7 protein-coding genes and 1 tRNA gene are annotated in these 13,664 nt (G+C 68.9%); 2 read left to right on the forward strand and 6 right to left on the reverse strand.

The window, feature by feature from the left end; all coding sequences use genetic code 11:
• Positions 1-189 precede the first annotated feature (189 nt).
• The 4 genes from LQD00_RS15930 to LQD00_RS15945 all read right to left on the reverse strand — a co-directional run bounded on the left by LQD00_RS15930 (position 190) and on the right by LQD00_RS15945 (position 3,628).
• Positions 190-1,743 (reverse strand): DUF4185 domain-containing protein, encoded by a 1,554-nt coding sequence (locus LQD00_RS15930; protein WP_232718143.1) that lies wholly within the window; start codon positions 1,741-1,743, stop codon positions 190-192.
• Between the two features lie 3 nt (positions 1,744-1,746).
• Positions 1,747-2,937 carry a L,D-transpeptidase gene (locus LQD00_RS15935; RefSeq protein WP_119031951.1) on the reverse strand — a complete coding sequence of 397 codons (1,191 nt, stop codon included), beginning with the start codon at positions 2,935-2,937 and terminating at the stop codon, positions 1,747-1,749.
• Between the two features lie 251 nt (positions 2,938-3,188).
• Positions 3,189-3,261, reverse strand: a tRNA-Lys gene (locus LQD00_RS15940).
• 145 nt (positions 3,262-3,406) lie between these two features.
• Positions 3,407-3,628 carry a DUF3618 domain-containing protein gene (locus tag LQD00_RS15945; RefSeq protein ID WP_232718144.1) on the reverse strand — a complete coding sequence of 74 codons (222 nt, stop codon included), beginning with the start codon at positions 3,626-3,628 and terminating at the stop codon, positions 3,407-3,409.
• Positions 3,629-3,777: 149 nt separating this feature from the next.
• Between LQD00_RS15945 and bcp the strand changes: the two genes are divergently transcribed.
• Both bcp and LQD00_RS15955 read left to right on the forward strand, forming a co-directional pair.
• A complete protein-coding gene (bcp, locus tag LQD00_RS15950; protein ID WP_232718145.1) occupies positions 3,778-4,269 on the forward strand; it encodes a thioredoxin-dependent thiol peroxidase in 492 nt (163 codons plus the stop codon).
• Between the two features lie 12 nt (positions 4,270-4,281).
• Entirely contained in the window at positions 4,282-4,908 is a 627-nt protein-coding gene (locus LQD00_RS15955) for a TetR family transcriptional regulator (RefSeq protein ID WP_232718146.1), read from the forward strand.
• 30 nt (positions 4,909-4,938) lie between these two features.
• On the opposite strand, the gene acpS is transcribed toward LQD00_RS15955, so the two are convergent.
• Positions 4,939-5,331 (reverse strand): holo-ACP synthase AcpS, encoded by a 393-nt coding sequence (gene acpS / locus LQD00_RS15960; RefSeq protein ID WP_232718147.1) that lies wholly within the window; start codon positions 5,329-5,331, stop codon positions 4,939-4,941.
• Between the two features lie 38 nt (positions 5,332-5,369).
• Positions 5,370-13,517 (reverse strand): polyketide synthase, encoded by an 8,148-nt coding sequence (locus LQD00_RS15965; RefSeq protein ID WP_308195984.1) that lies wholly within the window; start codon positions 13,515-13,517, stop codon positions 5,370-5,372.
• Positions 13,518-13,664: the final 147 nt, after the last annotated feature.

A 13,664-nucleotide genomic window follows, 5' to 3' on the forward strand; every position in this document is an offset into this window, starting at 1 on the left:
CCTGAGGTGCGAGCGCAGCGAGCCACGAAGGGCTTGGCGACCGACGGTTACGAGGCCTTCGTGGCTCGTCGCTTGCGCTCCTCGCACCTCAGGCAGCAGGGGGCAAAGCCGCCCAGCTCAACGCACCTCAGGCAGCGGGGGGGCAAAGCCGCCCAGCTCAACGCACCTCAGACAGCAGGGGGTACAGCCTCAGCGAACGCGCGCCCGCATCAGTGAGACGTTGTAGTCGGTCCAGGTCGACATGGTGAAGTACAGGTCCTCACCGCTGGACCAGGGGTGCATGAAGCCGCCGTAGAGCTGGTTGTACTTCGACGAGTGGACGAGCTCGCTGGGCTCGGACCAGAGTCCTTGAGGTTCGCGGGCCTTGCGGATCACGATCCCGCCGCGGAGGGCGTCGAGGTAGGTCAGCTGCCAGCGTTTCGACTTCTCGTCGTAGCGGGCCGACACCTCACCGACCGGGCCGGCGAAGAGCACCGACGCGACGTTGCCGTCGCGGGCCGGCACCCATCGACCGTCGCGCCAGTACTGGTAGGCGGTCTTGTTCAGCACGTGGCCGCGGTGGACGCGGGCGAGGCCCACCGATCCGATCCGGGAGTTGGGTGTGCCGAACATGTAGACGTACTCGCCGTGCGGCACCATCGACGACACCTGGAACTGGCTGACGCCGAAGATGTTGTCCCACCGGGCGTACGGGTCCTTGGTCCACGTCGACCCGCCGTCGTCGGAGTACGCGAGCCCACCGTGGTTGGTCAGCCACGCGCCGGGGATCTTGCCCCAGGTCCGCACCGACATGTACGTCATGAACTGCCGGTCCCCGATCGCGAAACCGGAGGTCGGGATGACGGTGATCTCGTAGTGGTCGACGCGGCGTGCGCTCAACAACTCCGCGGCGTGGCAACGGCTGTCCTGGATCATCGTGTCGATGCTCATGCCGTCGGACAGCTTCGCATCGCTCGAGAACCCGAGCACGTTGGAACGCCAATCCCGACCGTTGGCTCCCGGCGGGCGGAACCCCTTGCCGAAGGTGTCGCCGAAGACGACCGCGACCTTCCCGGGCGAGGACTCCCACATGATCCCGAGGTCGGTGCCGTGGATCTGCCAGCGCTTGTCGGTGCGGCTCGTCGACCCCTTGCCGGTGAGTGTGCTGACGAGGTCGACGCCCGACACCCGCGGACGCGTCGGCTTGGATGCCACCGGTCCGGCGTCGACACCCGGGGCGACGGCCGCAGGTGGCGGTGGAAGCTCCGGCGGGTTCGGGTTTGGCACCGGAACAGGGATGTTCTTGGGAGCCGGATCGAAGGTGATCTTCGGGAACTCGATGCTCAACGCGGGACCGCCGGCGTCGGGTTTCGTCTTGGGCGGGTCGGTGATGTCCGGGCACGGGTCCGAGCACGGGTCCTTCGGCGGCTTCTCCGACGGGATGCGGACCACCGGCTTCTCCGGAGCCGGTTCGGGCACCGGCAGGATCCGCGGATACGGCAGCGGGATGCTGAAGCGGTCGGGCAGCCGGGGGATCAGGTCTCGCGGGTCGACCGGACCCTTCTTCGGTTTCGGCGGCAGATCCGTCTCACACCCCGAACTCGGCAACACGACCGACGGTGCTGCGTGCACCACCGCGGCGGAGCCCCCGAGTGCGGTGCCGGCGACCACGATCGCGCAGACCGGGACGAACCAGCGCAGCCCGCCGATCCGGGACGAGTCCGTACGAGAACCAGATCTTCGACTCTCGGACGGACGGTTCATGGATCAGGAGTTGTCCGCGTTGCCCTTGCGCCACTCCGACCACGGGATGTTCCAGTCACCGAGGCCGTCGGTGCCGGAGAGCGTGCCGCCCGTGGTGTTCTTGACGACCACCGGGTCGCCTCGCAGCGTGTTATTCATGACCCAGAGCGCGTTCTCCGGGCTGAGGTTGAGGCAGCCGTGGCTGGTGTTGGTGTTGCCCTGTGCCCATACCGACCACGGCGCCGAATGGAAGAAGATACCGCTGTAAGACATCCGCGTCGCGTAATCGACAGGTGTGCGGTAACCGTTGGACGAGTTGATCGGGACGCCGTACGTCGACGAGTCCATGATGATGTGGTCATGCTTGTCGGCGATCAGGTAGATGCCGTTGTCGGTCTCGTCGCCCGGCTTGCCCATCGACGTCGGCATGGTCTTGATGACCTTGCCGTCACGCTCGAAGACCACCTGCTTGGTGTTGTCGTCGGCGGTGATCACCATCCGGCGGCCGACCGTGAAGTTGGTGCGGACATTCTCCTGGCCGAAGAGACCGTCGCCGAGGTCGATGCCGTAGGTGTTGACGGCGACCCGGACCTTGGTGCCGGGCTTCCAGTACTCCTTGGGACGCCACCGGACCTCGCTGTCGCTGATCCAGTAGAACGCGCCCTCGACCGGCGGATCGGTGACGACCCGGATGGCCTTCTGCGCGGCCCGACGGTTCGGGATCGGCTCGTCGAACTTCACCGCGATCGGCTGTCCGACGCCGACGGTCTCACCCGGGTTGGGGGTCAGGTAGGCCTGCGTCAGGTTGTTGGGGCTGCTGGTCGTGAAGGTGACCTTCTTGGTGACCGCGCCGCCGATGCCGACCGCGTCGGTCTCCAGCGTGTAGGTGCGGTTGTAGCCGAGCGCCTCGTTGCTGACCCAGACGGTGTCGTTGTCGGAGAAGGTGCCCTTGAGTGGGGTCCCGTCCGACTTGGTGATGAGGACCCGGCTCAGCGTGCCCTCGCTCGTCGTGACCTTGATGGGGGCACCCGGCTGCACGCCGACCGTGTTGTCGCTCAGCGGCTGATCGTTCAGCTCGGTGATGTCGACCGCGGGCTTGAGCAGATCGTCGAACAGACTCGAGCTCGTCACGTTGTCGGAGTACGACGGCGCCTGCGAGCACGACGTCACGAGCGCGATGATCGCGAGCAACACACCACTGATGATCAGTGACATCCGTCGTGAAGAACGACCGATCCCCATCTCTCTCCCACCTGTCCCGACCGACTCTGATGACTGGTCGGCCGAATGCCTCCCCGAATCTCGCACCAGTGTACGAGAACTCGGTCTGTGAGTTCCGCTGTGTGTCGTCCGTTCGGCGGCGTGTCCGCTGCACCGCCCGCACACCGGCCTGAATGCCTCTTCGTCACAAACCCTGATATGCCACAAGACGCCTCGCTTTTTGCGAGACGTCTTGTGAGCTGTTGTGCGCCATCAGGGACTCGAACCCCGAACCCGCTGATTAAGAGTCAGCTGCTCTGCCAATTGAGCTAATGGCGCTTGCCTTTGTCGCCTCCGGAGTACCTCCCGGCGGCGAGAAGGAACATTACCCGACACCATCGCCAGTTGTGAAATCGCCTGGTCGGAGCGGGTTTGCGCGGGTTTGTGAGCCGTTGCGTCCCGCCGGTGCCGGCAGCGGCGTGGGTCAGCTGGTGATCTTGCGAACCACGAGGACCAGCACGAGTGCCCCCACGCCGGCGATGGAGTACATGACCGGAGGTTTCTGCAGCGTCGCCAGTGCCTTGGACTTCGCGTCGTCGGCGAGGCGCTGCGGGTTGGCACGTTCGGCGAGCGCGTCGAGCGTGCTGGCAAGGTCCTCACGGGCCTTGGCGATCTCCTGCTCGATACGTTCGGTGTCTCCGGCCACGTTGCATCCTTCCGGCGCTTCTCGCTCTGGTTACGCGTCGTCACTGCTCACGCGTAGTCATCGACTGTCAGATCACCGCCAGACGGCGGCGGTTCGATGCTACGACATCCTCGCCTCGCGGCAGGTGACCATGCACTAGCCTTGCTCTCATGGCAGAGGTCACTCCCTCGGTGGAGGCACAGCGTTTGTCCGTCGGTGATCGCGCACCAGCGTTCACCCTGCCCGACGCGAACGAGAATCCGGTGTCATTGTCCGACTACGCCGGCCAGAAGGTCATCGTCTACTTCTACCCGGCGGCGTCGACGCCCGGCTGCACCAAGCAGGCGTGTGATTTTCGCGACAATCTCGCCGAGCTGAACGACGCCGGCCTGACGGTGCTGGGCATCTCACCCGACAAGCCGGCCAAACTGGCCAAGTTCGTCGAGAAGGAAGGGCTCACCTTCCCGCTGCTGAGCGACCCCGAGAAGAAGGTGCTCACCGAGTGGGGCGCCTTCGGCGAGAAGAAGATGTACGGCAAGACCGTCACCGGCGTCATCCGCTCCACGTTCCTCGTCGACACCGACGGGACCATCGCGCTCGCGCAGTACAACGTCCGCGCCACCGGTCACGTGGCCAAGCTGCGCCGCGACCTGTCCGTCTGAGATCTCCCGCCGATGGCCGAGTCCGCCGAACCGCTGATGCCGCGCAAGCGGCCCACGCAGGAACGAAGCAAGCGCAAGTTCCAGGCGATGCTCGAGGCGGCCCGCGAGCTGTTGATCGACGTCGGTTTCGAATCGCTGACGTGTGAGGAGATCGCGGCGCGCGCCGAGGTCCCGATCGGGACGCTGTACCAGTACTTCGCGAACAAGTACGTCATCGTCTGCGAACTCGACCGCCAGGACACCGTCGACGTCCGCGAGGAGCTGACCGCGTTCGCCACCGAGGTGCCGTCCCTCGAATGGCCCAGCCTGCTCGAGAAGTTCCTCGACCATCTCGCGGCTCTGTGGCGCACCGATCCGTCACGTCGTGCGGTGTGGCTGGCGGTGCAGTCGACGCCCGCCACGCGTGCGACGGCGTCGGAGAACGAACGTGTCCTCGCCGAACAGGTCGCACGGATTCTCGCGCCACTCACGCCTTCTCAACGTGAACGGCGCGAGATGATGTCGCAGGTGCTGGTGCACACCGCGTACTCGTTGCTCAGTTTCTCGGTGCAGGACGGCCACGACCACGACGAGACCGTCGCCGAACTCAAGCGGATGCTCGCGGGCTATCTGCTGCTCGAGGAGTCGACGACGGTCTGAGAGTCGTGGCGATTCAAGGGCCCTGAGGGGTTATCGGCCCTCGAGGATCGCGACTGCCGCCGCGGTGTCCCCATCGTGCGTCAGGGACACGTGGACGACGGTGTCGCGCAGGTGGTCACCGATCTCACCGGACAACCGGATCGCCGGCCTGCCCCAGCTGTCGGTGACGACCTCGATGTCGCTGTGCCGGATCAGCGGCAGCAGCGGGGAACGCGAGAACCGGCTCACCGACCACGCTTTCACGACGGCTTCTTTCGCCGCCCAGCGCGCAGCGAGATGCCGTGCGTCGTCGCCGGTTCCGGCAGCCGAGTCCCGCCGTTCGCCGACCGTGAACCGGTCGGCGAACGTCGTACCCGGCTGCCGGAGCTGCTCGGCGAACTCCGGGATCGACACGATGTCGATGCCCACTCCGAGAACGCTCATCTCTTCCGGTTTCGCCTCACCGCTCGAATCCGCTGCCGTCACCGGGTTCCCGGAACCGGCGCGGAGCCGTACACGTCCGCTTCGTCGAGGCGCACCGACGGATCGAGGAGCATGCCCGCCTCGGCGTCGTGCTCGTCGACCGACTCGTCGAAGCGACGGTTCGGCGGACGCTGGTAGGCCGGTTCGCCACCGCAGATCGACTGCAGGAAGCGCTGGCTGCCCAGACGCGCACGCTCGTCGGCACGCTTGCGGTAGGTCGCTCGCTCCTCGGGCGCCAGGGAGGCGATGAAGGCCTCCGGGTGGACGACCGCGATGAGACCGGAGACGTGACCGAAGCCGAGGCTGGTCAGCAGGCCGGCCTTGAGCGGGAACCGCTCCCCCAGCTGCAGCGTCTCGCGCGGCCACACCAGGTGCGGGTACTCCTTCATCTTTTCGTCGACGCAGTCGAGGCTGCGGTTCGGCGGGATGACGCCGTCGCGGAGCATCTGGCACAGGCCGATCAGCTGGAAGGCCGCGGCACCACCCTTGGCGTGACCGGTGAGCGACTTCTGCGACACCACGAACAGCGGGGCGCCCGTGTTGCGTCCGATCGCCTCCGCGAGGCGCTCGTGCAGCTCGGACTCGTTGGGGTCGTTGGCCTTCGTCGACGTGTCGTGCTTGGACACCAGCGCGACGTCGTCGGCGGTGACACCGAGCGAGTTCAGAGCGTTGGCCAGCGGCGAGTACAGCGCACCGCGGGCTGCGCCCAGGGCGCCGAGACCCGGAGCCGGGATCGAGGTGTGCACGCCGTCGCCGAAGCTCTGCGCCCACGCCACCACACCGAGGACCGGCAGACCCATCTCCGCCGCGACGTCGCCGCGGGCGAGGAGGATCGTGCCACCGCCGGCCGACTCGACGAACCCGCCGCGTCGACGGTCGTTGGCCCGCGAGAACCGGCGGTCGTCGATGCCGCGTGCGGTCATCTTCGCCGAGTCCGCGGTCGCCGACATCGCGCCGAAGCCGACGATGCCCTCGATGCCGAGGTCGTCGAAGCCGCCGGCCACCGCGAAGAGCGCCTTGCCGAGACGGATCTTGTCGACGCCCTCCTCGACCGACACCGCTGCCGTGGCGCAGGCCGCGACCGGGTGGATCATCGCACCGTAGGAGCCCACGTACGACTGGACGACGTGTGCGGCAACGATGTTCGGCAGGGCCTCCTGCAGGATGTCGTTGGCGTTGGCCTCACCGAGCAGGGTGTTGATGTACAGGTCTCGCATCGAGGCCATGCCACCCATACCGGTGCCCTGGGTGTTGGCGACGAGGCCCGGATGCACCCAACGCATCAGTTCGCTCGGCGTGAAGCCGGACGACAGGAACGCGTCGACGGTCGCGACCAGGTTCCACAGTGCGACCCGGTCGATCGCCTCGACCATGTCGGGGCTGACACCCCAGCGGGTCGGGTCGAAGCCGGTCGGGATCTGGCCGCCGACGGTGCGGGTCAGCGAGAGCTTGCGCGGCACACGGATCTCCGTGCCGGCCAGGCGCGTGACCTGCCAGTCGCCGTCGGGGTTCTGCGTCACCCGCGTCTTCTCGGGGTTGGCACTTGCGAAGGCACGGGCCTCGGCCTCGGAGTTGACCGTGAAGGTCAGGTCCTCGTCGAGGAACACCGAGGTGAGCAGCGGCGAGGTGTTGTCGACCATCGCGCCGTCGTCGGCGTAGCGACGGATGCCGCACCGCGACACGACCTCGTCGTGGTAGCGCTCGGCGATCTCGCTCTCCGGCACCGGATCACCGGACTCGGTGTCGTACCAGCCCGGCTTCGGGGCCGAATCCCAATGGATCAGACCGGTGTTCCAGGCCAGCTCGAGAACGCCTGCCGCCGAGAGCTTCTCGTCGACCTCCATCTCGAAGCGGGTACGCGCCGAACCGTAGGGGCCGAGCTCGCCGGCACCCACGATGACCACCAGGTCCTCGGGACGCGCGTCGATCGACGGCCATTCCGGACGCATGCTGCGCGGTGCGCGGGCGGGCGCCGGGAGTGCGGCCACGGTGGTCGTCTCCGATGCCTCGTCGGCCTCCTCGGCGGCCTCGGCAGCCGCTGCGGCGGTGGCCGCGAGCGCCTTGAGGTCGGTCGAGGCGTCGAGCCCGCCGGTGAAGTCGGCCAGGACCGGAGCGGTCGCCGCGGACACACGCTGCTCGGGGGTACAGAGCGTCAGCAGGTTGGCGGCCATCTCCTCGGTGCTCCAGGTGCGGACACCCGCGGCCTCGACCGCATCGACCATGCCGTCGTTGTGGCCCATCAGTCCGGTGCCGCGCACCCAGCCGATGAGGGCGTGGGCCAGCGTGGTCTTCGAACCCCACGACTCCTCGGCCGACCAGCGGGTCACGAGCGCGTCGAGGGCGGCCTTGCTCTCGCCGTAGGCGCCGTCGCCACCGAACATGCCGCGGTTGGGGGAACCCGGCAGGACGACGTGCAGGCGGGCCGCGATGTCGTGGTCGGAGTGGACCTCCGCCAGACCGGCGATCAGTCTCTCGACCGACCAGAGCAGGACCTTCATCTCCAGCTCGGCGCGAGCGCCGGCGTCGGTGAGGTCACCGGCCACCCGCGGCGCGGCGAACGGGAACAGCATCGTCGGTTTCATGGCCGGCTTCACCACCGCCGTTGTGCCGCCGAGGTTCTCGGTCTGCTCCGTGGCCACCCACTCGACCAGGTCGTCGACGTCGGTGTACGACGCCATGTTCGCCGGGGCGATCCACAGCGCGGCGCCGGCGCGGGCGTTCTCGCGGTAGAGCTTCTTGTAGAACGCGAGGCGCTCGGAGTTCAGGCGCGAGGTGGTCGCGATGACGGTCGCCCCGCCGGCGAGGAGTCCGGCCACCACACCTGCGGCGATCGAGCCCTTGGAAGCGCCGGTGACGACGGCGATCTCACGGCTGTAGATCCCCTTCTCGGGGTTCTCGGCGGCGTGCGCGATCGCACCGAACACGCGGCCGTGCACGGCGTTCCCGTTCGCGAGGGCCTTGCCCTGCCACCAGGTGGCGTGCTCGGCGACGGTGTCCCCTGCGCCGGCGAACCCGCCGACGAGCTTCTCGAAGCCGGCGTCGAGCTCGTCCTCGTCGGTCAGCCAGAGACGGACGAGATCCTCACGGGCGGTTGCCCACCGGTCGTCGATGAGGACGACCTTGGCGTCGTCGAACGCCGGTGCGACGGTGCGCGCCCAGTCCGATCCGAGTTCGGCGCTGACCAGTTCGGCCAGCTCGGCGTTGGGGTCGGCCGCGGCCTCGGCGAGGTCGGCGACCTCGCTGAGTCCCAGCTTCTCCAGCACGGTGTACGCCGCCGAGGCGAGCGCACCCGACCGGCCGGTGATCTGTTCGGTGAACTCACCGAGGGCAGCCGCGTCGACCGTTGCGCCACCGCCGGATTCGGCGGCGGGCTTGCCGACCGCGATGCCCTTCTCGGCACCCACGGCGGTGACCGCCTTGTCGATCAGCGCGTCGAGCGCGTCGGCGTTGGCGACCGGGCCGTCGAGCAGGTTGCCCAATGCCTCACCGCGGACCGAGGCACCGTCCCGGGTACCCAGGGCGAGCGCGACGGTCGTGTGAAGTCCCCAGCCGGGGCCGAGCTGCCAGACGGAGCTGACGCGGTCGGTGATGTAGTTCTGGCGCTTGCCCAGCGGGCCGAGGACCTTGCGGACCTGGTCGCTGACCGCGTCGGTGAGCACCGCACCCAGCGGACGGTAGCCGCGGGCGAGGGTCTCGACCGTCGACGACAGCGCGACCATGTCGGCCTCCGCCGCACCGTCGATGGCGCCGAGTCCGAGCTCGCCGCCGATGTCGAGCAGCAGCTGGTTCCGGCGTGAGGACACACCGTCACACAGCGCCTCGATGGTGTCGGCCGCGCCGATCTGGTCGACGCGCATCTTGGTCCACAGAGCGATAACGGACTTCACCGCATCCGACGGGGTGAACGCGATGTCGTCGGGACGCGGGCCGCCCGCGGGAGCCGCCGGAGCGGCAGCCGGAGCCGGCGCCGCCGCGGGAGCAGCCTCCGCCGGGGCGGCGGCCGACTCTGCGGGAGCGGGGATCTCGTCCTCTTCCGGCTCGTGGCCGGCGTCCTTGGCCAGAATCACGTCGGAATCGCGTTCGACGTTCACCACCTCGGTGGTGGCCGAGGCGTAGTCGTCGAGCTTGAGGGTGTTGTTGGCCAGACCGGTCAGGGTCGGGGCACCCTTCAGACCGATCTCGACGAAGCGCTGCACGGCGAGGCCGCCGCGCTCCGGGCCGCCGAACAGCAGGTCCTGGGTCTCGATCCAGCGCACCGGGCTCGCGAATTGCCAGGCGAGGAGCTCGATCAGGAGCACGCGGGCCAGCTCGGTCGGCTTGGCGGTCCAGGTGTCCCAGTCGGCGAGAACCTCGTTGAGCGGATCGGACGGCACGAGCGCCGCGATCTCCTCGACGAAGTCACGTCCGAGGTTGAACAGGCGCGGCACCAGGTTCGGGATGTACCGCCCGATCAGGATGTCGATGTCGATGTCGGCGGGCAGCAGCTCCTCGAGCTTGCCGCGGAACTCCGGCACACCGGCGCGCAGGACGCTGGAGTGGAACGGGACGTCGATGCCCGGGATGAGGATGAACGCCCGCTTGCCCCCGAACTCGGCACGGCGGCGGTCGATCTCGGCCTCGAGGTGCTCCAGGCCGCGGACCGTGCCGGCGATCGCGTACTGCGAGCCGAGCAGGTTGAGGTTGACGACCTCGAGGAACTCGCCGATCTCCGCACCGAGGTCGGCGACGAACCCGGTGACGTCGGCGTCGGCGAGACCGAACTGGCTCGGCCGGATCGCTGCCATGCGGTAGTCGCTGCGGCCCAGCTCATCTCGCGGGACCAGGTGGTGCATGGCCTCGCCGCGCTGGAACACGACCTCGAGGACGGCCTCGAGCGGCAGGACACCGGCGCAGGCGGCGAGGGCGTTGTACTCACCGACCGAGTGGCCACAGGTGATGGCGCCCTCGACGAAACCGCCGGCCTCCTTGAGTTCGGCGATCTGCGCGACCCCGAGGGTCGCCATGGCGACCTGGGTGAACTGCGTCAGGTACAGCACGCCGTCGGGATGGTTGTAGGTGGTGCCGTTGGCGACGAGGGTCGTCGGGTTGTCCCGCACGACGGCCAGGATCGAGAAGCCGAGCGCCTTGCGGGTGTGCTTGTCGGCGCGGTCCCAGATCTTGCGGGCGGCCTTGGAGCGTGACCGTGCGTCGAGCCCCATGCCCTTGGACTGGATGCCCTGGCCCGGGAACGCGTAGACGGTGCGCGGCACGGCCAGGAGGCCGGTGGCGCTCATGACGAGGTTGTCGCCGACCTTGGCGCTCACCTCGACGACCTCGCGGCCGTTGTCGAGGCCGACGCGGTCGACGCGCACGGTGATGGTGTCGCCGAGGCGGACCATGCCCAGATAGCGTGCGGTCCAGCCGATCAGCGGTCGCGGCGACGGGGTCGGGTTCTTCGAGTCGGTCGCGGTGACGACCTGCTGCGCGGCGGCCGACAGCCACATGCCGTGCACGATCGGATCACCGAGACCGGCGAGCTTGGCCGCCGAGGCGTCGGTGTGGATCGGGTTGCGGTCGCCGGAGACGACGGCGAAGCCGTGCATCCGGTTCGGCGCGGTGATGGTGGCCGAACGGAGCAGCTTGCGGGTGGCCGCCTGCTCGTCCTTCGGGGCACCGCCCGCACGGAGCGGGTCGGTGAGCTCGGCGGCACCGAGGCGTCCGCGGATCGCGAAGCGTTCCTCGAGGGTGGCGATCGGTCCGGCGGGTCCGGCGATCTCGACCGAGACCTCGACGACACGGCCGACGTCGGAGTCGCGCACCGCACCGGTACGGGCGGTCACCGTCAGTTCGGCGGTCTCCGTGGGGATCTCACCGGTGAGGGCGATCGCGTGGTCGAGGTGGACCAGGTCGAGCAGACCCTCGACGACCGGCGCACCGGTCTCGGTACGGGCGGCACCGATGACACTGAACACGCTGGGCCAGCAGGCGCCGACCAGGGTGTCGGGGACGGCGAAGCCGAAAGGCTCGGTCGGGGTGGTCGGACGCAGGTGCGCGGGCAGGGAGAAGCCGGTCACCGACGCGTGGTCGGCCACCGAGTCGGGCTGCCAGGTGATGGTGGTGGTCGCGGTGCCGTCGGTCACCTCGGCGAGCGCGCCGCCCGCGGCGACCGTGAGGATCTCGGTCATCGCCCCGGCGGCCTCGTCGAGTCCGACGACCGGCGACCCACCGTCGCGCACACCGAGACCGGCGAGGAGCGGGATACGCACGGCCGCACCGGAGATCGGGACGACGAGATCGAAACGGGCCACGCCGTTCTCGCTGCCGACCTGCTCGATGACGGCGCCGGTGGGCTTGTGCTCGGCACGCTCGGGTGCGACGACCGACCAGGCGGCGCGGTCGCCGAGGAGGGCGACCGGGCTCGGGACGATGCGTCCCGCCCAGCTCACGTCGTCGGATTCCAGGACGGCGGACAGGACGCCGGCGTCCTCGACGAGTCCGGCACGATGGCGCGAGGCGACCTCGACCGAGCGCACACCGGCGGTGAGCAGGTCGGTGACGACCTGCGCCTCGAAGCGGTCCAGCAGCTCGCCGACCGGCTCGTCGACGCGGGTGATGCCGGCCACGGCGACCGGGCCGGGGATGACGCAGACGGCGTCGGCGCCGTAGCGCGCGTCATGGGCCTGCCACAGGGAGTCACTGCGCCACCAGCGGCGCACGTCCTTGTCGATGACCGGCACGAAGTTGACCGGCTTGCCCGGGGTGCGGCACAGCTCGAGGAAGAACGCGACGTCCGCGGGATGCAGGATGTCGGTGTCGATCTCGCGGTAGACGCTGCCCAGCGCGTCGATCGCGGCGTGCGGGTCGTCGGTGGCCGACAGCTCGGCGAACATCGTCGGGATGGGGCCCGAGTCCTGCGGGTGCATGCGGGCCTCGGTGCGCTGCAGCATCTCCACGAAACGCTGCTGCCAGGTGATGTCGGCCCACGGGTGCTGATCGCCGTTGGCGTCGCCGACGGCGAGGGTCGCGTAACGGTCGAGCCATTCGCGGTAGGTCATCTCGGCGACGTCGCCGAAGTACGGCTTGGCGGTGTTCGCCATCGCCGCGATGATCTCGTCGCGACGTGCGGCGACGGCCTCGGCGTCACCGGCGACCTCGTCGAGCAGACGGCCGCAGCGGGACGCGGTGTTGTCGACCTCGTGGATGTCGGCGCCGAGCTGCGAACGGCCCGAAGCCATTCCGGCGGTCGCGTGACCCGCACCGATCCACTCGTCGATACCGGCGGTGTCGACGAGGAGCTGCTTGACCTCGGGGGTGGTGGTGGCCTCCTTGGTGGCCATCGCCGCGGTGCCGATGAGGATGCCGTCGAGCGGCATCATCGGGTAGCCGTAGCCGGTCGACCAGACGCCGGTCAGGTACTCGCTGGCACGCTCCGGGGTGCCGACACCGCCGCCGACGCAGATGACCACGTTGGGTCGGGCGCGGAGTTCGCCGTAGGTGGCGAGCAGCAGGTCGTCGAGGTCCTCCCACGAGTGGTGGCCACCGGCGCGGCCGCCCTCGATCTGGACGATGATCGGATGCTGCGGGACCTCGTTGGCGATCCGTACGACCGAGCGGATCTGCTCGACGGTGCCCGGCTTGAAGGCGACGAAGCGGAGCCCGGCCTCGACGAACTCGTCGACCAGTGCGACCGCGTCCTCGAGTTCGGGGATTCCGGCCGAGACGATCACGCCGTCGAGCGGCGCACCCTGGGCGCGGGCCTTCTGCACGAGGCGCTTGCCGCCGAGCTGCAGCTTCCACAGGTAGGGGTCGAGGAACAGCGCGTTGAACTGCGCCTCGCGACCCGGCTCGAGCAGGTCGGTGAGGGTGGCGATGTTACGGGCGAAGATGTCCTCGGTGACCTGGCCACCGCCGGCGAGCTCGGCCCAGTGGCCTGCGTTGGCCGCGGCGGCGACGATCGCCGGGTCGACGGTGGTCGGGGTCATGCCCGCGAGCAGCATCGGCGAACGTCCGGTGAGACGTGTGAACGCGGTCTCGACAACGGTCCGGCCGTCGGGCAACTCGACGAGGGTCGGGGCGAACTGGGACCACGGGGTGCCGACCTCCGGCACGCCGCCCGGGCTGAAGAGGTTGCGCTGACCGACGCGCAGTGCGGCGGGGACGAGGCCCACCCCCTGGCCGCGGACGAGCGATGCGGAGAGACGGGTGGCGATGTCGCCGGGACCGAAGTCGAGGATCCACCTGGCGCCACCGGCGACGACCTCGTCGACCGAGGAGACCCAGTCTCTTTATACACATCTGACGCTGCCGACGAACTC

The sequence above is a fragment of the Gordonia metallireducens genome (genome assembly GCF_021245825.1).
GTDB classification, from domain to species: Bacteria; Actinomycetota; Actinomycetes; order Mycobacteriales; family Mycobacteriaceae; genus Gordonia; species Gordonia namibiensis.